This is a genomic window from Enterococcus sp. DIV0691, assembly GCF_051711145.1.
GTDB classification, from domain to species: domain Bacteria; phylum Bacillota; class Bacilli; order Lactobacillales; family Enterococcaceae; genus Enterococcus_B; species Enterococcus_B hirae.
Map to the genome: position 1 here is coordinate 685,409 of NZ_JBIOLY010000001.1, position 22,887 is coordinate 708,295.

The following is a 22,887-nucleotide window of genomic DNA, read 5'->3' on the forward strand; positions in this document are numbered from 1 at the left end:
AAACACTAAATATAGTATGTGTTCGATTTGTTGACACAACCTATTGTATTACTTTCAAAAAATATTTCTAGTCTTTCAATTTAAAATAATATGTGTTATGATACTTTTTGCTTTGTTTTCTGGAAACATGAAAACTTTACATTGAATTGATGAAAGAATGGGAAGTCAACCGATGTAGGTGAACTTTCCATTTTTTTCTTTATAAAAAACTTTTGACCAAAGAAAATGTTAAAATATGAAAAAGAATAAAAGATTAAAGGAGTAAAAAAATGAATTTATCTGCTATCCATCATGTCGCAATTATTGTATCTGACTATCAAAAATCACGGGAATTTTACGTTGATAAGTTAGGCTTTGAAGTAATCCGTGAAAATTATCGTGCGGAAAGAGAAGATTATAAATTAAATTTAAAGCTTGGAACAGCTGAATTAGAAATATTCGGGGTAGCTAATGCGCCTAAACGTCCAAGTTATCCAGAAGCATGTGGATTAAGACATCTGGCTTTTAAAGTGGAACAGATTGAATCTGTCATTGAAGAGCTTCGTTTAAAAGGGATCGAAACTGAGCCAATTCGAATCGATACATTTACTGGGAAAAAAATGACTTTTTTCTTTGATCCAGATGGCTTGCCGTTAGAATTACATGAATAAGTAACAAAATTGTCACTTTTTCTTTCTGTCATTCGATTTTTTTTAATAAAAAATCTTGATATGCTAGTAAAAAAAGGAAAAGGGAGACACTGATGAAGATGAAAAAAATTTTATTTGGGTCAGCTATTCTCATACTTATTGGGCTAACGGCTTCGTTAGGATTATTGACTGCTACGTTTCGTTATGATGATATTAGTGAACAAGAATATCAAATCTCACTGAAAAAAGCAGTGGGAATCTTTAAAAAAGAAACAAATAAAACAAAAGTTCAAATGGTTCAGTTTGTACCAAAAGAGGATGTCCAACAACAAACAAACAATACCTTTCAATATCTTTTCGTAGATTCTGAGCAAACGCTTGTTGTCAATCCTACAACCGGAAAGCCAGCTGTTCGTTCGAGTAAATTAGCCGAAAACCAACCATTCTTTGACATCAAAAAGATCTACTCAAGCAAATCTCCTCAAAAGGCAATGAAAGAAGCTGTTAAACAAAGTGGAAAGCGCAATGCTAAAGTAAGAAGTTGGGTTTTGCTAATGAAAAGCGACAAATTATACTATGAGATCAAATTAGCAGAGGATAATGAAGAATCTGTTTTGTTGATTCGTGCCTAAAAATCAATAGCTATCATTTTTCTTTTTTACAATATAAGAGTAAGCTAAATGTGTAAAAAAGAAAGGAAGTCATTGCTATGGAAAAGATGAAATGCCCAAATTGTGGGAAAAAGTTTACTTATGAAGAAGTCAACAATGTAGTTGAACATGTTGATAAAGAAATGCCGATCGTTTGTCCTTATTGCCGGACAGAAGCTGCTCGCATCGTTTCACATGGTTATTTTGTTACCCAAAAAATCGAGGATTATTTAAAATAACTCTTTTGATCTTTATTTTTCAGTGATAGAATGAAAAAAAGGAGAGAATGAAATGATTCGTTTTGCAAAAAAAGAGGATGCTCAAGAGATTGCTCCGCTGATTTTAGTTATTTTAAATGATATGGAATTACCTTTTTTACAAAAGTATGGGAAAGAAAAAACAATTGAAATCTTAGAAGAAGCCATTATGGATCCCGATTATCGTTACAGTTATACAAGAGGAATTGTTGAAGAAATTGATGGCAAGATAGCTGGTGTAGCATTTGGCTACACAGATGAAGAAGAGCCATTTATCGATAAACCCTTAGAAGTAATTTTAGAAAAACATGGAATTACAGATAAGGAACAATTATTTGTAGATCAAGAAACATTTCCTAAAGAATGGTATTTGGATTCCATTTCCGTTTCGGAAGCTTTTAGAGGACAAGGAATAGGTTCACACTTACTTGAAGCTTTACCTAAATTAGCTAAAAAAACTGGGCGAAATGTTATTGGTTTAAGTGTAGATGAACAAAATCCTAACGCCAAAAGATTGTATGAACGTCACGGATTTAAAGTAGTAGGCAAAAGGAAAATCAGTGATCATCTCTATGATCACATGCAAAAGGAAATTTAATGGTTTCTTAATTAAACCAAACTTATTATTTTTTAATAAAGACATTTAAATTGTTGTAACTATTATTTGATAAAATGTTGAGTGAAAACAAGGTTTTTCACTCTTTTTTTGTTTTTTTTTTCATAAATTTCAGTTGTATATATTAAATGATAGTTGTTATAATCTCTTTTTTATGAAAATATTTTTCATTTATTTTCAATTATTCTGTAATGACGGGTCTTTTTTTAAGTATTAAAATATGCTCTATCGCTCGTCACTGGGCTTGGAGACAGGAAAGGACCGTTGAAATGTTAAGAAGTAAAATTGGGAATATATTTGGTGTTGTGCTATTATTTTTAAATCTCTTTGTTGCTCTACCTGCAATAGCGGAAACTTATACGCCTCAAGATTCTGGTAGCATCTATGATGATTTAACTGGTGATTATGGAATATTAGGGATTGCTTCTCAATTCCATATATTCGCAAAAGAAAAAACGACGATAAACGCGCATACAAATGGTAATATTGCAACAAAAGAGCTAGATGCAAACAATAATTTTGGGACAGATATCATCACAGGTGACCTCCAACTAGAAATTAACTATGTTCAAGCAACTGATTCATTGATTGGCTCATCCTTTACTTCGGGAGATAGTAACCGAGTAAATAAATTTGTTGTAGGTTCTTCAATTAGTACAGGGATCGAAAATGATCGGGCAGTGGTAAATGGCTCAAGGATCGACCATTTATCTGCTTCAGAACTTTATCAAGATCGACCTGGGAATACTTATATTGATTTTGACACGGAATTTGCAAAATTAGAAGGAGCTTCGGAAAGTTTGATGTCGATTACTCCTGCTAAAACCTATCTTTCAAGTGATTTTCCTGATATGAATAATCGAACGATTGATGTAACAGGAATGGGAAGTTCAGATGTTGTAATCATCAATGTGGATGCTTCAGTGTTATCAATGAATACACCACTGAATATTGTAAATTCTGAAAATAAAATTTTGGTTATGAATGTCATCAATGCACCAACTGATTTCACGATCCAGTCACAAATTCATTACAATAATCGAGCAAATCATGAAACGGAAGATTTTTCTGACGCAAATATTTCATGGAATTTCCCAAGTAATGTAACGAACTTGGCGATAAATGCACCTTTTCAAGGTACCATTATTGCGCCACGAGCAGATGTCACAGCCAATCAAAATATGGATGGAACAATCATCGGAAAAAATGTTACGCTAAATGCAGCAACCAATCGTTGGGACCCTAACGAAATTTTCCTTGCTGATAATCCAGATAATTCTGGATCAAGTGACAGCAGTACCGACACAACAAGCAGTGATAGCAGTACGGATACGACAAGTAGTGATAGCAGTACTAACCCAACAAGTGGTGACAGTGATACCGATACGACAAGCAGTGATAGCAGTACTAACCCAACAAGTGGTGACAGTGATACCGACACGACAAGCAGTGACAGTAGTACTAACCCAACAAGTGGTGACAGTGATACCGATACGACAAGCAGTGATAGCAGTACGGACACGACAAGCAGTGACAGCAGTACCGATACGACAAGCAGTGGCAGCAGTACCGATACGACAAGCAGTGACAGCAGTACGGACACGACAAGCAGTGATAGTAGTACGGATACGACAAGCAGTGACAGTAGCACTAACCCAACAAGTGGTGACAGTGATACCGATACGACAAGCAGTGACAGTAGTACGGACACAACAAGCAGTGACAGTAGTACTAACCCAACAAGTGGTGACAGCAGTAGCAACCCAACAAATGGTAATAGTGATACGGACACGCCAACTCCATTTCATATTGATCCAAGTATGAGCGGAGAGGATACCAATCAGGTGTATCCTAATAATGATGATAAAACTAATCAATCAAATGGAATGAATAGCACTATCCCACAACAAGGGAAGGGTACTGATTTAGATAGAAATGAGTTTAACAGTTCCACAAATGAAACAACTAACGTAACCGATGAATCTCGGTCAATGGATTTTCAAGATCAAGATTCACAAGTTTTGCCAAAAACAAATAGTGCTTCCAATAAATGGTTAGCAATTGTTGGTGGAATGATTATTGTATTAGTTGTTATTGTGGGATTTATGAGAAGAAAGAAGCATAATAAGAAGAATAAATAAAGGCTCATCAAGTGCTTGACTGAGCCAACTAAAAATAAGCCTTCCTACATGAAGCGTATCTGCTAAGTTCGTTTGCTCTGACTAGCGGGTCTTGTTTCCTAGAGGATGGCTTATTTTTTCTTGAAGTTATTCTGATTATAAGAAGGAGCAAGTTAATTTGTGTCTAATCGGTAAGAAAGAGGTGTATCTTTGTCATGGTTTTTACGGTATAACCAGTAGTCTAATACAGCTGCGATACAGATACAGATAGGCGCATTTTCTTCCATTGGAATATCAAGTACATAATAATCTCCAGAAAAAAGCGTTGCTTTATCCATTTTCATGATTCGTTGATTAAAATGATGGATTTGATATTGATGGTTATAGATATCTCCTTGAACTGTCCAATGTAGACGACGTACATAGTAAAAATCCCCGGGCCAGTTAAAGATTTTTTGCATCGTTCCTACTTTTTTAAAATCCTTATAAAGTTCAAAACGGGTTCCGAAAGTTAGACTCGTTTGTTTAATATGTGCCACAAGATTTCCGTTCATTGCATAAAGAGACAAAGCATCTCCTTTTGTTCCCCAACGACCAACCATTAAGAAGATGGATTTACCAGATTCATTTTTAACAACAGTCCTCGTGACACGACTGAGATGCTTTTCTTGAATGAAAAATTCTGACATCTTTCTCCCTCTTTTCTCGAAAATTATAGATTTTCGGAAATTGCCCGTAAGATTGCCTTGCCGACCCCAGAATCCAGGTTAGTATCAGTGACAAATTTTGCGTAATCTTTGACTTCGATTTCAGCATTTCCCATCGCAAAACTAACACCAGCCACTTGTAACATACTAACGTCATTAAAATTATCCCCAATCGCCATGACATCGTCTAATTCGATTCCTCGGTCATGTGCGACATGAGCCACAGCAATTCCTTTTTGGGCATTTTTGTGATTGACCTCGATATTGTTTTGACCAGACGAAGTAACAGCTAAGTCACCCAGTTCACTGATTTCTTTTCCAACTGGACCCAATACTCGCGGACCTTCCGTATGGAAACAAATCACTTTTAATACCTCTAATGTTTCGTCTTGGAGCAAGTCACGAATACTATCAACATAATTGATATGCAAAAGTTCAAGGTTGGCTGAAGCCATCGCAATCGCCATTTTATATGTTAAATGGGGGAGATGACTACCAATCATTGAGGCAAAGCTTTCAATTCTTTTGGCTTGGCTTTCAGAATAAAGCCCTCGATTGGTCGATACTTCATAATAAATCTCATTTTGATCAAGGATATCTAAGACAGTTGCAGTTTTTAGAGTCGGTATTGGAACAGTGAACAAGGAGTTTCCTGTTTTGTCGAAAACTTGCGCACCATTTAGCGTAATCATGGCACAATCAATGCCAACTTCATCTAAAGCCGCACGTGCTTCTTGATAATTGCGACCAGTCGCAACCATAAATTCAATCCCTGCATCATTGGCAAAGCGGATCGCTTCGGCATTTTCGGGTGATATACTCATATGGGCATCTAATAAAGTACCGTCCATATCTGATGCGATTAATTTGATCATAACTCTCATCGTTCCTTTCTTTCTCTTCTTCTTAGTTTACCATATCCAGATGACACTGCGTGCGAAGATTGCCCCTTGTTAAGAAAGAATTTGTGAGTTATCCTGATTGTTGGAGGTGGAACGATTGAAAGAAATCATTCATAACAGTTGGCAAACGATTTTAACAGATGAGTTTGAAAAAGAATACTACCAAAAGTTAAGAAACTTTTTAAAAAAAGAATATACGACTCAGAAAATTCATCCAGATATGTATCATATTTATGAAGCGTTGGAATTGACTCCTTACGAAAAAGTAAAGGTTGTGATTTTAGGTCAAGACCCTTATCATGGTGTCAATCAAGCACATGGCTTATCTTTTTCTGTGCAACCAGGGGTTAAAATTCCACCATCATTAAACAATATCTATAAAGAATTGCAAAGTGATTTAGGTATTTCGCCGGTCAAACATGGCAATTTAGTTTCTTGGGCTAAGCAAGGCGTTTTACTATTAAATACGGTACTAACGGTCCGAGAAGGTCAAGCTTACTCACATCGTGGCAAAGGTTGGGAAATATTGACGGATAAAATCATTGAAAAATTAAACGAACGAGAAAAACCAATCGTTTTTATTTTATGGGGGAAACCGGCTCAAGAAAAAATGAAAATGATTGATAAAAGTCGGCATATCATTTTAACATCTGCTCATCCTAGTCCATTATCAGCTCATCGAGGATTCCTAGGCTCTAAACCTTTTTCTAAGACCAATGATGCACTGATGGCATTAGGGGAAACACCGATCGATTGGCAATTACCTGAAACAGTGTAGTAAGACAGCGTTTTCCTGTTATATGTCAGATTGTATGTTATGTGAAAGACTTCATTACTAATGGTTTTTTGACTGATACAGATAAAATAAACTGTTCTTTTTTTTGGGAATAGTGTATGATGGATACATAGAAAATATCTGGAGGTCATCTTGTGGAATTGTTTGATAGTTTGAGATTCAAAATTGTACGTCGCAGCATTAAAATCGTTTTTCCTGAAGCAACTGATGCAAGAATTTTAGGTGCAGCAGCTCGTTTGAAAGCGGAAGAATTAGTGGAACCTATTTTGATTGGTAGCGAAGAAGAAATCACAGCTGCTGCTCATGCTCGTGGAATTAAAACTTCAAGTTTTACGATCATTGATCCAAATCGTTATGATAAATGGGATGAAATGGTTGAAGCTTTTGTGGAACGTCGTAATGGAAAGGCATCCAAGGAACAAGCAGAAAGCATCTTAAAAGATGTCAATTACTTTGGTACGATGTTGACATATATGGGAATTGCTGACGGGATGGTTTCTGGTGCGATTCACTCAACTGGAGATACTGTTCGTCCAGCGTTACAAATCATCAAAACAAAACCAGGCGTCAGCCGAACAAGTGGTGCGATGATCATGGTACGTGGACGTGACCAAGAAAAATATGTCTTTTCAGATTGTGCTATCAATGTCAATCCCAATGCCCAAGAATTAGCAGAAATCGCTGTAGAATCAGCAAAGACTGCTGAATTATTCGATATTGATCCTAAAGTAGCATTAATGAGTTTTTCAACTAAAGGATCTGCGAAAGCACCAGAAGTGGATAAAGTGGTCGAAGCAACTAAAATTGCTAAAAAATTAGCGCCTCAATATGTAATTGATGGCGAATTACAATTTGATGCTTCTTATGTTCCTTCAGTGGCTCAACTAAAAGCACCTGATTCTGATGTAGCTGGACAAGCAACTGTCTTTGTTTTCCCAGAATTGCAATCTGGAAACATTGGTTACAAAATTGCTCAACGTTTTGGTAATTTTGAAGCGATCGGACCGATCTTACAAGGATTGAATAAACCAGTTTCTGATTTATCTCGTGGAGCAAACGAAGAAGATGTGTATAAATTAGCGATCATTACTGCAGCCCAAACATTATTAGACTAAGATCTAAGACTCAATGAATAAGAGTTCATGAAAGAAGCGATCGGCTCCGAGCGTATAAGCGCTGATTTTTTGAAACATTTTTCATGTTTTGAAAAATTTAGACTTATTGCAAGGAGCTGATGATTGAAAAACATTTATTCATTTTGACACATATGAAAAAGCTCGGGACGACCTTTGTCCCAAGCTTTTTTTTGCTTTAAAAAATTTTCCATCCACGATATACTGTCACAAAAGGCTAGATGAAGGAGTAAGTTAGAATGATTGAATTAAGTGGTTTAGATAAGACAGAAGAATTGGCAAAAGTCATCGGTGAAGTGGCACTGCCTGGGGATAATTTAGTATTAACTGGTGACTTAGGAGCCGGAAAAACAACGCTGACCAAAGGGATTGCTCGCGGATTAGGAATTGAACAAATGATCAAGAGCCCCACTTATACAATTATTCGGGAATATGATCAAGGTAGATTGCCACTTTATCATATGGATATTTATCGTGTGGCAGCTAGTGGTGCGGATCTTGGTTTAGATGAGTATTTTGAAGGAGAGGGTCTATCTGTCATTGAATGGGGGAATCTTTTAGAAGAAGCCTTACCAGAAGACTATTTGGAACTGATTTTAGAAAAAAGTGATACAGATTTAGAATATAGATATGTGAAATTGCAAGCATATGGGGAGCAAAGTGAAGCTTTCAAACAACGGATCATGGAACAATGGAGACAAAACAATGAGTGAAGAGATCTCATTGACCATTCGAGAAGCTCAGCCAGATGATGCCAGTGAATTATTAGCAATGATGCAACAAGTAGAGGAAGAGACTGACTTTTTGGTTATGGATGAACAAGGAATGGAGCTAACACCTGAAGCCTTAGCTTTATCCATCGAATATCTACAAGACAGCAACAATAATCTTTTACTCTTAGCTTGTATGGGTCAAAAAATCATCGGGGCTGTTTCTGTTAAAGCAGGCGAACAATACCGCATCTCTCATGTGGGAGAGGTTGGGATCAGCATCTTAAAGGACTATTGGGGTTTGGGATTAGGAACGATGTTGCTTGAAGAAGTATTGATTTGGGTGAAAGAAAATGGTGTACTTTTTAGACTGGAATTAGATGTGCAAACTCGAAATGAACGAGCGGTTCACTTGTATCAAAAAATGGGTTTTGAAATCGAAGCGCTTATGAAAAGAGGGGCCCGAACAGATGATGGGGACTTTTTGGATGTCTATAGGATGTCTTTATTGATTGACTGATCTTAGATTTAGGAGGACATCTTTTCAAATAATCAGAAAAAATTGGTGAATGGTTGGAATGAAGGGGATAAAGGTTCTTGAAAAGGTTAGAAAAGGCGATCAAAAAATCCATGGTTACCTGTAAAAAGCAACCATGGATTTTTTGTCTACCTATTTTTTAGTAGCTCATTTTAGGGTAACTAATTTTTTCAAAGGATCTGTTCCAAAGTGTTTTTCTTGATAAAGTAAAATCTCTGCACAGGCACGACTGTCTTCTAATGCATCATGGTGATTCGCTAAAGTGATATTTAAATTTTCACAGACAGTATTCAATCGATGATTTGGCATCTCTGGAAATAAACGACGACTGGTTTTTACCGTACATAAAGATAAATAATGAGGTTGGAGCAAATTGTAATAATCTAAACAACCAGCTAGAACTTTCGTATCAAAAGCTGCGTTATGAGCGACGACTAAGCGGTTTTTTTGGAAATAATGTTGAATCGTTTGCCAAACTTCAGGAAATTTGGGTGCGGTACGAACATCTTCTTGATGAATACCGTGAATTTGAACATTTCTCCAGAAAAAAGGTGTTTCTGGCTGGATGAGTGTGTAATATTCATCAACGATTTGGCTATTTTGGACCATAACCAATGCTAATGAACAAGCACTGTGGGATTGATGGTTGGCTGTTTCAAAGTCCATTGCAACAAAATTCATGTGCATAAAACCTCCTTAAAAAATAAACACTAACATAAAAAGTGAAGAAAAGAAAGTGATGGATATGTAAAAAAAATCAATCAAATGAAGAAAGACCACGCTCAAAAAAGAAGCATCTTTGCTGATCTTTCTTCATTCTCTTTAATAAAAATATTCAGCCCTGCCTAGGATGACGATGGCTAACAATGAGATTATTTCAAGTCTAGTTCTACGGGACAATGATCGCTTCCCATAATCGAGGTATGGATTTTTGCATCTATCAAGCGTGGCTTCAACTCGTCACTAGTTAAGAAATAGTCGATACGCCAACCTGCGTTGTTTTTTCTAGCATTGAAACGATAACTCCACCAAGAATAAATACCAGTTTGTTCAGGATAGAAATAGCGGAAGGTATCAATAAAGCCATTTGCTAACAAGTGTGAGAAGGCAGTTCGTTCTTCCATCGTAAAGCCAGCATTTTTTTGATTGGTTTTCCAATTTTTTAAATCAATTTCCTGGTGGGCAACGTTTAAGTCGCCACACACAATGACTGGTTTTTGTTTTTTTAGTTCTTCTAAGTAATGGTAAAAGGCTTCTTCCCATTGTAAACGGTAGTCCAAGCGTTTTAATTCATTTTGGGAATTAGGTGTATAACAAGTAACTAGAAAGAATTCAGGGTATTCAAGTGTGATCAAACGTCCTTCTTGATCATGTAAATCAATGCCCATTCCATAAGAGACATTTAGTGCGGGTTCTTTGGCAAAGATCGCTGTGCCTGAATAGCCTTTTCTTTCTGCATAATTCCAATATTGATGATAGCCAGGTAAGTCTAATTCGATTTGACCGGCTTGTAGTTTGGTTTCTTGAAGACAGAAAAAGTCGGCATCTAATTCATTAAAGACGTCTAAAAAATTTTTATTGACGATTGCACGTAGGCCATTCACATTCCAGGAGATAAATTTCAATTAAATACGCATCCTTTCTTTTGGATCTTAGATTAGCATTTGTGGTTCTATTGTACCTTATTTTACTAAAAAATAGTGTAAGATAAGAGTAATGAATGGATTGGAGGAACGAACATGCGAATTGGTGTGATTGGTGTGGGTAATATTGCAGAAAAAGCGTATTTACCTACTTATGCAAAAAATCAAGGAAAGATTGATTTCTACTTTGCGACTAGAAACAAAGAAACGAAAAAACGAATCCATGAAATGTATGGATTTGACCATCTATATGAATCAATTGATGAACTACTGTCTCAGGATATCAAGGCTTGTATGATTCATGCAGCCACAAAGGTACATTATGAATTAGCCAAAAAGTGTCTTGAAAATCAGGTGCATGTGTATATCGATAAACCACTCAGTGTTGACCTTAATGAAATCAACGAATTACAAGAACTGGCAGATAAAAATCAAGTTGTCTTAATGGTTGGATTCAATCGACGTTTTGCTCCAATGGTCGAACGTTTGAAACAAGTCCCCGAGAAGCGGCTAATCCAGTTACAAAAAAATCGAATTGCCGCTCAGGAAACAACGGAATTTGTGATCTATGATTTGTTTTTACATCTTGTTGATACGGCGGTATATCTTTTGGACGAACCGATCTTGCGTACGAAATATCAGATCCGTGAAACAAAAGAATTTTTGGGATTTGCCGTATTACAATTGGAAACAGCCCATCAAACAGCAATTTTAACAATGGATCTTTTAAGTGGAGCAAATAGCGAGAACTATCAGATCACTAGTAAAAGTGGTACTTATGAAGTGGCGGAATTAACGGATATGACGATCCAACGAGCATCTGGTATCGAAATAGAAAAATTTGGCGATTGGGAAAGTACGTTAGTCAAACGCGGATTTGAGCCAATGGTTCAAACATTTTTCGCAGAGATTAGCAAAGAAAAACCTTCAATGGAAGGATTGAAGCAACAAGGGATCATGCAAAGTCATGCACTTTGTGAAGAAATGCTACGCAAACATACAAGACAACAAATGTGAGGGAAACTGGCAAGTTTGTTTTAAGCGTGATAGAATAATGGGGATGTTTGATATAGAAAGGAAAATCCTCAGTGAATAAAGAAGACTTAGTTAAAAATTTACCAGCACTCAATCTATTGTTTGATGAACCATTGATGAATTACACGTTTACCAAAACGGGCGGTCCAGCGGATGTTCTCGTTTTCCCAAAAACACAAAATGAAGTAAAAGAAGTAGTGGATTATTGCCGAACCCATGATGTACCTTGGATGGTTTTAGGTAATGCCAGTAATTTGATTGTTCAAGATGGTGGGATTCGTGGCATGGTGATCATGTTGACTGAGATGAAACAAATCCTAGTTTCTGGGACGATGGTCACAGCTGAAGCTGGAGCAAAATTGATCGATACGACCTATGCGGCATTAGATACTTCTTTAACCGGGTTTGAGTTTGCTTGTGGCATTCCTGGAAGTATCGGAGGCGCTGTTTATATGAATGCAGGTGCCTATGGCGGTGAAATCAAAGACGTATTAGCAGAAGTGGATGTTTTATTAGCGGATGGTACGTTGAAAACTCTAACCAACGAAGAAATGGCGTTTTCTTATCGACATAGTAAAATCCAAGAAATGGATGCAGTCGTTTTAGAAGCACGTTTCCAATTAACTGCAGGAGAGCATGAAGTAATCAAAGGGCGGATGGACGAGCTGACTGAATTACGTCAATCGAAACAACCATTGGAATATCCTTCTTGTGGGAGTGTATTCAAACGTCCTGTGGGGCATTTTACTGGTCAATTGATCCAAGAAGCTGGATTACAAGGCTTAAAATGGGGTGGCGCTCAAATCTCTGAAAAACATGCTGGCTTTATTGTCAATATTGATCATGCGACCGCTACGGATTATACAGAATTGATCGCGCATATCCAAGAAGTGATCAAAGAAAAATTTGATGTGTCTTTGGAAACAGAAGTACGGATCATTGGCGAAGCAAAAACAGTGGATGCAAGCATGTAACCATTGCTAGTTGAATGAACTAGCCATCAATGACTACAGTGAGATGTTCAAACTTTTGTGATAAAACAGATAGAAAGAGCTATTCTGTTTAGAAAGGAAGTTAGCTCATGCTAGATAAACATGTTCCTTATGCCGAGATTTGGATGACTCGTCCATTAAGTGACAGTCTCCCTACGCAATCTTTAGCGACTGGGTATCATTTTGAGTACTACCGTCTAGGCGATGAAACCGAATGGGCAAGAATCGAACAATCAGTCGGAGAGTTCGCAACAGAAACAGAAGCACTTGCTTACTTTCAGAGAGCTTTTTTACCTTATCAAGAAGAACTTCAGCAACGAATGCTTTTCGTTGTAACTGATACAGGTGAAAAAATCGCGACTTGTACCGCTTGGTTCAAAAAACGGAAGGATGGAAGCTATCCGCTTTTTCATTGGCTGGCAGTAGATCCGAGGCATCAAGGAAAAGGGATTGCCAAAGCATTAACGATCGAAGTATTGCGTATTTTCCAAAAGCTGGCATCTCATGGACCAGTGTATCTGCATACGCAAACTTGGAGTCATCCTGCCATTCAACTATACCAAAAGCTAGGGTTTACGATTATCGCTGAGAATTTTGATGGACGTCCGAATAGCGAGTATCCCTTAGCAATGGACACTTTGGAAAAATTGAATATAAAAGCTAAAAAAGACTAACATTCTTTTTGTGGAATAACCGTGATAATGGAAAGTAGAATCAGCTATTTTCTGTGATCATGGTTATTTCGGCTTTCTTTTTTCCGACCTACTGGTTTCATTTCAAATAGGTTTAGGCTGAAATGTAAGAATGTATATATAACTATAGGATACAATTATGAATGGAAAACAGTTATTTAGGAAATGAACGACCTGAAGAGGTAAATCTAGACTATAATACATTTAATATTTATTAAAGCTTTGAGAAAGATGTGCCAAATGATATTAAAGGGAGCGATATCATGAAGAAAACAGAAGAAATCAATCAAATTATAGTAGAATTATACGACTTGATTCTTAATAAAGAAGTCAAAGAAAGGGAAAGAGTATCATTAATCGAGGCTAAAAACAAACTAGAAAAACAAGAATATTTTCCAAGAGTAATGAAAGATCTGGAATATCAACTACGCCCTTTAGCGATCAAGAGTCAATTGACACCACCAGTCGCAGCTTTTTATTTAAAAATTTCTACGATAGGGCGATTTGAACAAGAATTAGGTCGAGGATTAGCTTCGACGCCTATCGCTTTTGGACCATTTTTTCAATAAATATCCCCTGAAGCGTGGAACCACTGCTAGCTGGTTTATCTGATCTCTTTAATAAGTGTAAGTAGTACAATTCCTGAACACACTTTATTTGTTTTTATACTCATCAAAAAAGCTTAGGACGTTCTTGTCCCAGGCTTTTAATAGTAGACAATTTTTCTTATACTAGTTTCTAAAGTTATCGATAGGATCACATAAAGAATAATTGACGATAAAATTTTGTTTATTTCGAAGATGCTTTTCTTCTTTCAGTTCGTGATTCTCTCTTTTTTCTGGGGATGAAGTTACGGATAAAAGTAAACTTCCGATAATCATTCTGACTATAAAGATATCCAAAGATACTAAACGTCAAGGCTCCAATAAAATTGACGAATAGGTCTTTCATCGTGTCAATAATCCCTATGTCAAGATAACCACCAGAAATCACATATTTTTCTGTATTTCCAGCTGAATCTTTATATTCCACGGTGGTTTGCTCGATATTAGGGATCGAGTGGACAGTATTGCCATCTTTACTTAACTCCACACTATTGATTTGTTGGACAAGGCTATCTTTTTGCATGTCCAGTTGAAATATATGATCAGCTGAAAATTCAACAAATTCCCACATCACACCGACTGTCATTGAAAAACAAAATGAAACGATAGCTAACAATAATGGTGTTAGATTCATTGTTTTCGTGTTTTTGTTCAGTAAGTAGACAAGTGAAAAACCAACCCCACCAGCTAAAAAACCAGTTAAAGCATGTAAGATAGTATCCCACATTGAGAAATACCCGTAGAAGTCACTTAATTCTCCTAAAACAGTTGAACTAAAAATAAATGAAATAATAATGATTTCTAACATATTCGGGATTTCGATCTTTAACATTTTTTCTAGAAGATAAGGAATTTCAAATAAAACTAGAGTCAGCAATAAGAGAAAAGTATTCCCCATATTTTGCTGAAAAATTTGATCGACTAACATTACTGTAACGATGACCCGTAGAAGAATATAAAACGCATGGGTAATTCTTCCAGCGGTTTTGGTACCATTCATAAAAAACATTTTCAGATAGTTCATAAAATAACTCCTTTATCTATAGTAAAGATTATACTAGGGTAAAAGCGCAAACCAAAATTATTTGTACCAAAACGCCTAAATGAATAAGAAAACAGCCAACAAAAATTAGCAAAAGTAGTTATCTAGAGATGCTAGATGAAAAAGTCATTGTTTATTGATAAAAAGAATAAAAAAATAGTTGGAATTGTGAATTTTTTCACTTAAAATAAAGGAGTACTAAAATTTAGGAGGAAAAGAATGAAAAAAGTGCTAAAAAGTTTGGTGGTTTTTACATCAGTTTTAACAATGGGAGCTTGTAGTGCAGATTCAAAAGAAAAAACGACGACAAGCACGAAATCATCTGAAAAAACAGAGGTATCTTCAGGTGCATCGGAACAAACGTATACCAACCCAGCTGAAATGAAAGATTCTTATGATATTATCATTGTTGGTGCAGGTGGAGCAGGGATGACAGCTGCGATTGAAGCAAAAGATGCTGGATTGAACCCAGTCATCTTTGAAAAAATGCCAGTAGCAGGTGGGAATACCTTAAAATCCTCAAGTGGAATGAATGCATCAGCCACTAAATTCCAACAAGCTGACGGAATCAATGACTCCAATGAAGCGTTCTACGAAGAAACATTAAAAGGCGGAGGTGGCACCAATGATCAAGAATTACTACACTACTTCGTTGATCATTCAGCCGCTGCGATTGATTGGTTGGATCAAAATGGAATCAAATTGGATAATTTAACAATTACTGGGGGAATGAGTGAAAAAAGAACCCACCGTCCTTCAGATGGCTCAGCTATTGGTGGTTACTTAGTTGACGGATTGTTAAAAAATGTACATGAACGTAAAATTCCTATTTTTGTGAATACAGATGTAACTGATATCAAAGAAAATAGTGGTAAAGTCAATGAGGTGACTGTACAAGTCCAAGGCGAAGAGCCAAAGGAAATCAAAGGGAACGCAATTGTAGTGACAACTGGCGGGTATGGTGCCAATCAAGAAGTGATTGAAAAATACCGTCCTGATTTAGCAGGCTATGTCACTACTAACCAAGTAGGCTCAACTGGTGATGGAATCACGATGATTGAAAAATTAGGTGGTCAAACGGTTGACATGGATAAAATCCAGATACATCCAACAGTCCAACAAGATGAAGGCGTCTTGATTGGTGAAGCTGTTCGAGGTGAGGGAGCTATTTTAGTCAACCAAGAAGGACAACGATTTGTGAATGAATTAGATACAAGAGACAAAGTTTCCGCAGCTATTACAGCTTTACCGGAAAAATCTGCTTATTTGATTTTTGATCAAGGAGTAAGAGATCGAGCAAAAGCAATTGATTTCTATGAGCAAAAGGGTTACGTGACTTCAGGAGATGATCTGGCAGAATTAGCTGAAAAAGTAAATGTGCCTGCAGACAATTTGGCTCAAACACTTGAATCCTGGAATAAAGCAGTCGATGCTCAAAAGGATGACGCTTTTAATCGGACGACAGCGATGGATAATGGGCTGACAGAACCTAAATACTATGCGATCAAAATTGCACCAGGTATCCACTACACAATGGGTGGCGTGAAAATCAATACGAAGACAGAAGTATTGAATAAAGAAAATCAACCGATCACTGGTTTGTATGCTGCTGGTGAAGTAACTGGTGGGCTACACGGGAATAATCGGATTGGTGGAAATTCAGTTGCTGAAATTATTATCTTTGGACGACAAGCTGGACAACAGGCAGCAAAATTCGTCAGTGAAAATTAAGAACGTAAATATAAAGTAAATGGACGGTCAATTAGGAGAAAACTAGCATCTCAAAAGTTAGTTTTCTCCTATACTTTTATCAAACTGTGAAGAACATGCGATCATGGTTCTACTCCTTTACTTTGAATAAATGATTATTTGATAGAAAATAAGTGACTTTTGCAGGTCGTTCCAGATGATAATAAATAAAAATAGAAACGAGTGAAACGAATGAGTCAACAATTATATTATTTCTTTTTGATAATCGCATTCGTACGATTGTATGTATTAAAAATTTCAAGTAAGCATGCGAACCAATTATTACATGAAGGAGCGATTGAGTATGGAAAAACAACTACAAAATGGTTAGCTATCTTACATACGCTGTTTTATTTTTCTGCTTTCTTTGAGGGAAGCATTCAAAAAACACAAATTAATTGGGTCAGCTGGATTGGATTTTGTCTCATCCTATTTTCGTTTATCATGCTCTTTTGGGTCATGAAATTATTAGGAAAATATTGGTCAGTGAAATTGATCTTTGAACCAGATCATCAATTGATTGAACATTGGTTGTTCCAACGGGTCAAGCACCCCAATTATTTTTTAAATATTTTACCTGAATTGATTGGAGTCGTGCTTCTTTTTCACGCCTATGTGACACTCATTATTTTTATTCTTCCTTATAGTCTCTGTCTCTATCTACGAATAAAAAAGGAAAATCAATTAGTTGCATCTATTAAACAGAAAGAAATAAAGCAGTCATAATAAACTAGCTAAATAAAAAAAGCCGTAGAATCCAAAAATAGTTGCTCCTATTTTTGAGATTCTACGGCTTATTTTTTGATTGCTATTTGCATTTAAAAGTTGGTTATTTTGTTATCGTCAAAATAATCTTTCCGATATTCTTATTCGCTTCCATATATTCATGAGCTTCTTGGACTTGCGCCAATGTAAAGGTACGATCAATAATTGGTTTGACTCGTTGGTCAGCTAGATAAGGTCCAACTACTTGCATAAATTCTTGAGTCAATTGAGCTTTGTACTGATCACTTCGAGGAGTCAACAAAGTGCCGATCAATTGGATTCGTTTGGTGATCAAGGTAGCTAAATCAATCTCTGGTACAATTGTTCCACCTAACATTCCGATCAATACCCAACGTCCATCAATAGCAATAGAAGCTAAATTTTTCTCCCAATAAGAAGCCCCGATGAAATCTAAGATGACGTCGACACCTTTTCCATTGGTAATTCTTGCTACTTCGGTTGAAAAATCCTGTGTTTTGTAATTGATCTGTTCATCTGCACCAAGTTTTTGACAAAAAGCTAGTTTTTCTGATGAACCAGCAGTGACGATGACGGTTGCCTTAGTAAGTTGTTTTGCTAGTTGGATGGCTGCCGTTCCCACACCGCTCGCTCCAGCGTGGATCAAAACAGTTTCACCTTCTTGTAAATTTCCTAGCCAATAGAGTGTTTGGTAAGCTGTTAAAAAAACTTCTGCAATACCAGCCGCTGCAATATTATCCAATGTATCGGGCAGTAAAATTGCACGGTCAGCTGGCATCACTGCGTACTCGGCATAACCGCCTAAATTGACTAACCCACATACTCTTGTACCTGGTACAAAAGTTGGGTTATCACTTCGGTTTTCAACCACTTCTCCAGCTACTTCTACGCCAAGAATCGGGTAAGGAGTTTGTTGATTCGTTGTTTCTCGACGCATGATGTCCGTTCGATTGATTGCCGCTGTGTGAACTTTTATGAGTAATTGTCCTTTTTCCGCTATTGGTTTTGGTGCATCGATCTCTTGTAGTACTTCGGCAGAACCGGGATGTTTGATCGTGATGGCTCGCATTTTTTATTCCTCCTCGACTATTTGTTGCAACGCAGTTGAAATTTCCTGCGTTCCTTCAGATAGTACTAGCGTTGTTTTAGTTATAGTTGGTTGTTCCACTAAAGCTGTCAAAACAGCAGCTACCGTTTGACGAGAGACGGTTTTAGCAGTGGCTTCTGTTGGTTTTGCCAGTTGGACTGTAGTAACTTCTTCATTTGTTAATGACACTGGCTGGATGATTACATAATCTAAAGTTGTTTGTTGTTTCAGCCACTCATCAGCATAATGTTTCGTAATGTAGTAATCAATCATAGAATCTGGCCATTTGCTGCGATCCTCGGCAAAAACAGCACTAATCATAAAGTAGCGAGAAACATGTGCTGATTCGGCCGCTATCATTGTCTTGATCGCACCGTCTAAGTCGATCTGCAATAAGTTTTTCCCTTGCGAACCCGCAACAAAAATAACGAGATCACAACCTTTAAAAGCATCTGCCATTTCTTCAATTGTCCAAGTCAGATCGAAAGAAACATAAGTGACATTATCTTTTTTTACTAAAGATTGTGTTGCAACCTCGCGTACACCTGCTGTCACTTGATGTCTAGTAGTTGCAAGGTCTTTGATTAAATGCCGACCAATTTGGCCATTAGCACCTACAACAAAAATTTTCATTTTAATCATCCTTTCTTATAATAATCACTATCAATCATAACACTAAACAAAAAAAATGCGAGAAAGAGGTTATGAAAGCATCGATAGCTCCGAAGACAATAAGAAAGAATTTTTTAAAATAGCTTCACATATTTTGAAAAATTCAGGCTTATTGCCGAAGGTCAGCTCTGAGAACGCCGTGGATAGGATAATAAACAGCATGGGGAACTTAGATGGGACAAATTCAGGCTTGCTCCAAGGAGTAGAAGCTTTCATACTATTGATGATTTTTAAGTAAAAAACATCCATCTACCAATTTCAACAAAAATTGGGATGGATGTTTTGATTCAAAGAAGATCATGTTCGCTATCAGCTAATTGTCTTATTTAGGTTGGGGTGTCGCATGCATCAAACGAAGCAAGACACTACCAACAGCGACTGTAGCAATTCCAGCGATGATTCCTTCTGGAACACCACTCGTAAAGATAACAGCTAAAATAGCAGTATATAACGCATGGATACTTTTTCCGACCACTTGAGCATAATCTTGTTGGAATAAGAAATAGATCATATTCATCACTAGGATCGTATTCACGAAAGAACCAGCTAAGCCTGCTAGAAACAAAGAAACACCTTGAAACTTGTTTTTACTTAGCCGTAGTATTCCTTTATAGACAAAGTAGGGAACAACACCAATCAATATCCTTGGAATAAAAGCAATCAATAATGCTTTCAAACTTCCGTGGTCTGTGCCAATCACTGGGATGAATGGGGAGAAGACGAATGATAAAGGCGTTTGAATGACCGTACTACGAATCATACTAATCAAGCCGAATGTCCCTCCTAGAAAGCCACCTAAACGTGGGCCCAAAACGATTGATGCAATGATCACTGGGATATGCATGGTCGTAGCGTTGATTGGACCAATAGGAATAAACCCAAGCGGTGTGACCGCTAATAAAATCATGATTGCTAAAAACATAGCAGTCAAAGCAAAAGTACGTGTGTTTTTCATAATGACTCCTTTTATATTAAGCGTTTCTTTCATTAATCAATTGTACCGTTTGATCAATGATTATTTGGGTATCAGCTAAAGCACCTTTGCCAAAATCACCACAAGCCAACAACGACTCTCTTGGCTCGATTTCTTGATAGCCGATTGATTTTAACGTATTTAAATTCCTTTGATTGAGTGGATGTTGATACATATTTGTATTCATTGCAGGAGCAATCAACTTCGGAGTATCTGCAGGGAGTGCCATTGCAACTGTTGAGAGCAGATCATCTGCTAATCCATTTGCTAATTTACCGATAATATTAGCCGTAGCAGGAGCAATCAAGAACAAGTCTGCTTGTTTTGCCAGTTCGATGTGATTAATCACTGAAGGTTCTTTTTCTTGCATGACATCGGTATGAACGGCACGTTTTGATAAGGATTGTAACGTAAGTGGCGTGATGAAGTGAGTGCTGCTTTCTGTCATGATTACGTCTACTTGGTAGCCAAGTTTCACGAGTTGGTTGGTAATATCCGCACTTTTATAAGCAGAGATACTGCCAGTAACCCCCAATAGAATTTTTTTCATAATTGTTTACTCCTTTCATTCCCTGCTAAAATCAAGCTTAACTTTTGTGTTTTAAGAAATAAATCAGAGAATTCTTTTCAGCGTTTCATTGGTTAAAGGAAACTGGTTCTATTATAACCGATGCTAATAATTTAGCAATTTCTTCCTTGGATTGTGCTTCTTTGATTGTTCCGTCTGCCCCTAATAGATAGCCGTGATGGTTTGTTCCGTCGATTTGTGTCAGATCATTCGCGAGGATGTAGTCTACCTGATTCTTCATGATGCTTTTTTTGGCGACTGCTAAAAGTTCTGTTTTTGAAACATCGACTAATAACTTAAAGCCGATGATGGTTGCTTCTGGTTGCCATTTTCTTAGATAGCCGATGATCTTAGGCGTTTTTTTCAAGGCAATTAACAAGTGTTCTGTGTCAGAAGAGATTTTTTCAGCTTTATTAGGATTTATTTCATGGTCTCGGAACCATGAAGAAAGGTGTTCTGGCGTTAGCGGTGTTTGGTCAATGCTCTGTGACAATTGTTCTTCAGATAGGCTAAAAGCAGGAGTGAAATCGCTCACTGCCATACTATGGATGATGGCATCATAAGAGTCACTTGTCAGTAATCTTTCCAAAGTTTCAAATAAATCTTGAGTGGACTCGATTAGATGAAAGCGAATATTGTCCTGTGACGTTGGCTTGACAGCACTGTTTGTCGTGACATAGTCGATCGTTACTGTTGAATCAGTTACCAATGTTTCAGCAATCTTTTTACCTAACTGCCCAGTCGAATGATTTGTGATTGAACGGACTTGATCAATTTTTTCGCTTGTGCCACCAGCCGTAATCAATATCTTCATTTCATTTCACCTACATTAACTAGTGTTCTTCCCTGATGTTGCCCAGCTAACAATCCTTGAATCACTTTGGGCAATTCCTCCAAGGCGATTTCTTTAACGAAAAGATCATCAGCAATAGCAAGATCAGCTAATTGTTGCCATAAGGAGAAACGTTTTTCATGCGGAACATTGACTGAATCGATACCGATCAACTGGATATTGCGCAAAATAAACGGTAATACAGTAGTGGTCAATTTGATTCCTCCAGCATTTCCACATAATGCCGCAGCACCATCATAGGCGATCAAAGGAAGGAGTTGGGTCAATAAGTCACCACCAACCGTATCAATGACATAATCGATTTGTTGCTTTCCTAAAGGTTTTGTCTTTTCAGGAAGAAATTCATTTGGGGATAGGACTTCATTTGCCCCTAATTTTTTCAGCCATTCCACCGATTCTTTTTTGCGTGAAAGAGCGATGATCGAAGTAAATCCCATTTTTTTTAAAATTGCTACAGCAGTACTGCCTACTCCTCCAGATGCTCCAGTTACAACAATACGGTCACTCGATTTCATCCCTTTTGATATGAGGGCGTTCACGCATAAAAGTGCAGTAAAGCCAGCAGTTCCTAATACCATTGCCTGACGAAGTGACAAGGTTTTCGGAAGTGGGATCAACCAATCACCAGAAACTTTCTGGTACTGGCTATAGCCTCCAGGTTGAGTGACGCCCAAGCCATAACCAGTTAGGAGAACAGAATCATCTGTTTTGAAACGTTCATCTCGACTTTCGACAACGGTTCCTGAAAGATCAATCCCAGGTGTCATAGGATAAGAACGGATGACACCACCAGATTCACTACTAGCTAGTGCATCTTTATAGTTAACATCAGAATAAGCAACTTTGACCAACACTTCGTTCGCTGATAAAAGAGGCATTTCCTGGTCAATGATCGAAGTATGAAAATGCGGAACATTATTTACTTGAAACGCTTTAAATTTATTCATGTAAAAACAGAACTCCTCTCAAAATTTTTCTTTTATCATACCATAAATCAATCTATTTTATGGTGATTCGCTGATGATTAGTGACTAAAAAAAGTGAAACTTATTCTTTCAAATAAAAAAGATGTTTTTCTTGAAATTTAAAATAAAAAGGGTTGTGTTTTTGATCAAAATTTGTATACTAGTACGAGTGAGAGTAAACTTGATGTTTACTATTAGAAAACTTCATG

26 protein-coding genes are annotated in these 22,887 nt (G+C 37.1%); 15 read left to right on the plus strand and 11 right to left on the minus strand.

Translation table 11 applies throughout. The features are described 5' to 3' along the window. Nucleotides 1-269: 269 nt before the first annotated feature. From gloA2 to IGJ11_RS03075, 5 genes are all read left to right on the plus strand, one after another. Nucleotides 270-650: an SMU1112c/YaeR family gloxylase I-like metalloprotein gene (gloA2, locus tag IGJ11_RS03055; RefSeq protein ID WP_207433027.1), complete on the plus strand. Its 381-nt coding sequence runs from the start codon at nt 270-272 to the stop codon at nt 648-650. A 92-nt stretch (nt 651-742) separates the two neighbouring features. Beyond that, nucleotides 743-1,261 (plus strand): hypothetical protein, encoded by a 519-nt coding sequence (locus tag IGJ11_RS03060; RefSeq protein WP_010719875.1) that lies wholly within the window; start codon nt 743-745, stop codon nt 1,259-1,261. Nucleotides 1,262-1,338: 77 nt separating this feature from the next. Beyond that, a complete protein-coding gene (locus IGJ11_RS03065) occupies nt 1,339-1,518 on the plus strand; it encodes a hypothetical protein (protein WP_010738307.1) in 180 nt (59 codons plus the stop codon). 52 nt (nt 1,519-1,570) lie between these two features. Continuing rightward, the gene (locus tag IGJ11_RS03070; protein WP_010719873.1) at nt 1,571-2,134 is read left to right on the plus strand and encodes a GNAT family N-acetyltransferase; all 564 of its coding nucleotides are present in this window, start codon (nt 1,571-1,573) and stop codon (nt 2,132-2,134) included. 287 nt (nt 2,135-2,421) lie between these two features. Then, nucleotides 2,422-4,293: a collagen-binding domain-containing protein gene (locus IGJ11_RS03075; RefSeq protein WP_251849252.1), complete on the plus strand. Its 1,872-nt coding sequence runs from the start codon at nt 2,422-2,424 to the stop codon at nt 4,291-4,293. 152 nt (nt 4,294-4,445) lie between these two features. Here IGJ11_RS03075 and IGJ11_RS03080 read toward each other — a convergent pair whose 3' ends face one another. Continuing rightward, complete coding sequence (locus IGJ11_RS03080; protein ID WP_010719869.1) at nt 4,446-4,961, minus strand: LURP-one-related/scramblase family protein; 516 nt, start codon at nt 4,959-4,961, stop codon at nt 4,446-4,448. A 23-nt stretch (nt 4,962-4,984) separates the two neighbouring features. Then, on the minus strand, nt 4,985-5,854 hold the full coding sequence (locus IGJ11_RS03085) for a Cof-type HAD-IIB family hydrolase (protein ID WP_207433029.1): 870 nt from the start codon (nt 5,852-5,854) through the stop codon (nt 4,985-4,987). Between the two features lie 124 nt (nt 5,855-5,978). On the opposite strand from IGJ11_RS03085, the gene IGJ11_RS03090 reads away from it, so the two are divergent. The 4 genes from IGJ11_RS03090 (at nt 5,979) to IGJ11_RS03105 (ending at nt 9,040) form a co-directional block, all read left to right on the plus strand. Continuing rightward, entirely contained in the window at nt 5,979-6,659 is a 681-nt protein-coding gene (locus IGJ11_RS03090) for a uracil-DNA glycosylase (protein WP_010719867.1), read from the plus strand. A gap of 152 nt (nt 6,660-6,811) precedes the next feature. Beyond that, on the plus strand, nt 6,812-7,792 hold the full coding sequence (gene pta, locus IGJ11_RS03095; protein WP_010719866.1) for a phosphate acetyltransferase: 981 nt from the start codon (nt 6,812-6,814) through the stop codon (nt 7,790-7,792). 257 nt (nt 7,793-8,049) lie between these two features. Beyond that, the gene (gene tsaE / locus IGJ11_RS03100; protein WP_251849251.1) at nt 8,050-8,523 is read left to right on the plus strand and encodes a tRNA (adenosine(37)-N6)-threonylcarbamoyltransferase complex ATPase subunit type 1 TsaE; all 474 of its coding nucleotides are present in this window, start codon (nt 8,050-8,052) and stop codon (nt 8,521-8,523) included. Next, nucleotides 8,516-9,040 (plus strand): GNAT family N-acetyltransferase, encoded by a 525-nt coding sequence (locus tag IGJ11_RS03105; protein WP_063626699.1) that lies wholly within the window; start codon nt 8,516-8,518, stop codon nt 9,038-9,040. The genes tsaE and IGJ11_RS03105 overlap by 8 nt, the downstream gene beginning before the upstream one ends. Before the next feature lie 165 nt (nt 9,041-9,205). Here IGJ11_RS03105 and IGJ11_RS03110 read toward each other — a convergent pair whose 3' ends face one another. Further along, nucleotides 9,206-9,739: a 3'-5' exonuclease gene (locus IGJ11_RS03110; RefSeq protein WP_010719861.1), complete on the minus strand. Its 534-nt coding sequence runs from the start codon at nt 9,737-9,739 to the stop codon at nt 9,206-9,208. A 191-nt stretch (nt 9,740-9,930) separates the two neighbouring features. Continuing rightward, nucleotides 9,931-10,683 (minus strand): exodeoxyribonuclease III, encoded by a 753-nt coding sequence (locus IGJ11_RS03115; protein WP_094940460.1) that lies wholly within the window; start codon nt 10,681-10,683, stop codon nt 9,931-9,933. A gap of 114 nt (nt 10,684-10,797) precedes the next feature. On the opposite strand from IGJ11_RS03115, the gene IGJ11_RS03120 reads away from it, so the two are divergent. The 4 genes from IGJ11_RS03120 to IGJ11_RS03135 all read left to right on the plus strand — a co-directional run bounded on the left by IGJ11_RS03120 (nt 10,798) and on the right by IGJ11_RS03135 (nt 13,989). Then, a complete protein-coding gene (locus IGJ11_RS03120; protein WP_207433040.1) occupies nt 10,798-11,718 on the plus strand; it encodes a Gfo/Idh/MocA family protein in 921 nt (306 codons plus the stop codon). Nucleotides 11,719-11,789: 71 nt separating this feature from the next. After that, a complete protein-coding gene (gene murB / locus IGJ11_RS03125) occupies nt 11,790-12,710 on the plus strand; it encodes a UDP-N-acetylmuramate dehydrogenase (RefSeq protein WP_207433049.1) in 921 nt (306 codons plus the stop codon). Between the two features lie 107 nt (nt 12,711-12,817). After that, the gene (locus IGJ11_RS03130) at nt 12,818-13,402 is read left to right on the plus strand and encodes a GNAT family N-acetyltransferase (RefSeq protein WP_010719856.1); all 585 of its coding nucleotides are present in this window, start codon (nt 12,818-12,820) and stop codon (nt 13,400-13,402) included. Nucleotides 13,403-13,683: 281 nt separating this feature from the next. Continuing rightward, nucleotides 13,684-13,989: a bacteriocin immunity protein gene (locus IGJ11_RS03135; protein ID WP_010738298.1), complete on the plus strand. Its 306-nt coding sequence runs from the start codon at nt 13,684-13,686 to the stop codon at nt 13,987-13,989. Nucleotides 13,990-14,209: 220 nt separating this feature from the next. Here the strand turns inward: IGJ11_RS03135 and IGJ11_RS03140 are convergent, their stop codons facing one another. Continuing rightward, complete coding sequence (locus tag IGJ11_RS03140) at nt 14,210-15,049, minus strand: hypothetical protein (protein ID WP_207433053.1); 840 nt, start codon at nt 15,047-15,049, stop codon at nt 14,210-14,212. A 237-nt stretch (nt 15,050-15,286) separates the two neighbouring features. On the opposite strand from IGJ11_RS03140, the gene IGJ11_RS03145 reads away from it, so the two are divergent. Beyond that, entirely contained in the window at nt 15,287-16,798 is a 1,512-nt protein-coding gene (locus IGJ11_RS03145; RefSeq protein ID WP_010719853.1) for a flavocytochrome c, read from the plus strand. A 210-nt stretch (nt 16,799-17,008) separates the two neighbouring features. Then, nucleotides 17,009-17,542 (plus strand): isoprenylcysteine carboxyl methyltransferase family protein, encoded by a 534-nt coding sequence (locus IGJ11_RS03150; RefSeq protein ID WP_034699792.1) that lies wholly within the window; start codon nt 17,009-17,011, stop codon nt 17,540-17,542. 103 nt (nt 17,543-17,645) lie between these two features. Here the strand turns inward: IGJ11_RS03150 and IGJ11_RS03155 are convergent, their stop codons facing one another. The 6 genes from IGJ11_RS03155 to IGJ11_RS03180 form a co-directional block, all read right to left on the minus strand. Continuing rightward, a complete protein-coding gene (locus IGJ11_RS03155) occupies nt 17,646-18,629 on the minus strand; it encodes an NAD(P)H-quinone oxidoreductase (RefSeq protein ID WP_207433055.1) in 984 nt (327 codons plus the stop codon). A gap of 3 nt (nt 18,630-18,632) precedes the next feature. Continuing rightward, nucleotides 18,633-19,280 (minus strand): SDR family oxidoreductase, encoded by a 648-nt coding sequence (locus IGJ11_RS03160; protein ID WP_010719849.1) that lies wholly within the window; start codon nt 19,278-19,280, stop codon nt 18,633-18,635. Between the two features lie 361 nt (nt 19,281-19,641). After that, a complete protein-coding gene (locus IGJ11_RS03165) occupies nt 19,642-20,274 on the minus strand; it encodes an ECF transporter S component (RefSeq protein ID WP_010719848.1) in 633 nt (210 codons plus the stop codon). Nucleotides 20,275-20,290: 16 nt separating this feature from the next. Then, nucleotides 20,291-20,842 carry a phosphopantothenoylcysteine decarboxylase gene (coaC, locus tag IGJ11_RS03170; protein ID WP_010719847.1) on the minus strand — a complete coding sequence of 184 codons (552 nt, stop codon included), beginning with the start codon at nt 20,840-20,842 and terminating at the stop codon, nt 20,291-20,293. An 85-nt stretch (nt 20,843-20,927) separates the two neighbouring features. Then, nucleotides 20,928-21,674, minus strand: a complete 747-nt coding sequence (locus IGJ11_RS03175; protein ID WP_178286648.1) for a phosphopantothenate--cysteine ligase — start codon at nt 21,672-21,674, stop codon at nt 20,928-20,930. After that, nucleotides 21,671-22,660 (minus strand): acrylyl-CoA reductase family protein, encoded by a 990-nt coding sequence (locus IGJ11_RS03180; RefSeq protein WP_251849245.1) that lies wholly within the window; start codon nt 22,658-22,660, stop codon nt 21,671-21,673. The genes IGJ11_RS03175 and IGJ11_RS03180 overlap by 4 nt, the downstream gene beginning before the upstream one ends. Nucleotides 22,661-22,887 lie beyond the last annotated feature (227 nt).

Excerpts from the sequence above, each read along its gene's own strand:
- gloA2 (WP_207433027.1), top strand. The coding sequence starts at position 270 with ATGAATTTATCTGCTATCCATCATGTCGCAATTATTGTATCTGACTAT.
- IGJ11_RS03060 (WP_010719875.1), top strand. The coding sequence starts at position 743 with ATGAAGATGAAAAAAATTTTATTTGGGTCAGCTATTCTCATACTTATT.
- IGJ11_RS03065 (WP_010738307.1), top strand. The coding sequence starts at position 1,339 with ATGGAAAAGATGAAATGCCCAAATTGTGGGAAAAAGTTTACTTATGAA.
- IGJ11_RS03070 (WP_010719873.1), top strand. The coding sequence starts at position 1,571 with ATGATTCGTTTTGCAAAAAAAGAGGATGCTCAAGAGATTGCTCCGCTG.
- IGJ11_RS03075 (WP_251849252.1), top strand. The coding sequence starts at position 2,422 with ATGTTAAGAAGTAAAATTGGGAATATATTTGGTGTTGTGCTATTATTT.
- IGJ11_RS03080 (WP_010719869.1), bottom strand. The coding sequence starts at position 4,961 with ATGTCAGAATTTTTCATTCAAGAAAAGCATCTCAGTCGTGTCACGAGG.
- IGJ11_RS03085 (WP_207433029.1), bottom strand. The coding sequence starts at position 5,854 with ATGATCAAATTAATCGCATCAGATATGGACGGTACTTTATTAGATGCC.
- tsaE (WP_251849251.1), top strand. The coding sequence starts at position 8,050 with ATGATTGAATTAAGTGGTTTAGATAAGACAGAAGAATTGGCAAAAGTC.
- IGJ11_RS03105 (WP_063626699.1), top strand. The coding sequence starts at position 8,516 with ATGAGTGAAGAGATCTCATTGACCATTCGAGAAGCTCAGCCAGATGAT.
- IGJ11_RS03110 (WP_010719861.1), bottom strand. The coding sequence starts at position 9,739 with ATGAATTTTGTTGCAATGGACTTTGAAACAGCCAACCATCAATCCCAC.
- IGJ11_RS03120 (WP_207433040.1), top strand. The coding sequence starts at position 10,798 with ATGCGAATTGGTGTGATTGGTGTGGGTAATATTGCAGAAAAAGCGTAT.
- IGJ11_RS03130 (WP_010719856.1), top strand. The coding sequence starts at position 12,818 with ATGCTAGATAAACATGTTCCTTATGCCGAGATTTGGATGACTCGTCCA.
- IGJ11_RS03135 (WP_010738298.1), top strand. The coding sequence starts at position 13,684 with ATGAAGAAAACAGAAGAAATCAATCAAATTATAGTAGAATTATACGAC.
- IGJ11_RS03140 (WP_207433053.1), bottom strand. The coding sequence starts at position 15,049 with ATGAACTATCTGAAAATGTTTTTTATGAATGGTACCAAAACCGCTGGA.
- IGJ11_RS03145 (WP_010719853.1), top strand. The coding sequence starts at position 15,287 with ATGAAAAAAGTGCTAAAAAGTTTGGTGGTTTTTACATCAGTTTTAACA.
- IGJ11_RS03150 (WP_034699792.1), top strand. The coding sequence starts at position 17,009 with ATGAGTCAACAATTATATTATTTCTTTTTGATAATCGCATTCGTACGA.
- IGJ11_RS03155 (WP_207433055.1), bottom strand. The coding sequence starts at position 18,629 with ATGCGAGCCATCACGATCAAACATCCCGGTTCTGCCGAAGTACTACAA.
- IGJ11_RS03160 (WP_010719849.1), bottom strand. The coding sequence starts at position 19,280 with ATGAAAATTTTTGTTGTAGGTGCTAATGGCCAAATTGGTCGGCATTTA.
- IGJ11_RS03165 (WP_010719848.1), bottom strand. The coding sequence starts at position 20,274 with ATGAAAAACACACGTACTTTTGCTTTGACTGCTATGTTTTTAGCAATC.
- coaC (WP_010719847.1), bottom strand. The coding sequence starts at position 20,842 with ATGAAAAAAATTCTATTGGGGGTTACTGGCAGTATCTCTGCTTATAAA.
- IGJ11_RS03175 (WP_178286648.1), bottom strand. The coding sequence starts at position 21,674 with ATGAAGATATTGATTACGGCTGGTGGCACAAGCGAAAAAATTGATCAA.
- IGJ11_RS03180 (WP_251849245.1), bottom strand. The coding sequence starts at position 22,660 with ATGAATAAATTTAAAGCGTTTCAAGTAAATAATGTTCCGCATTTTCAT.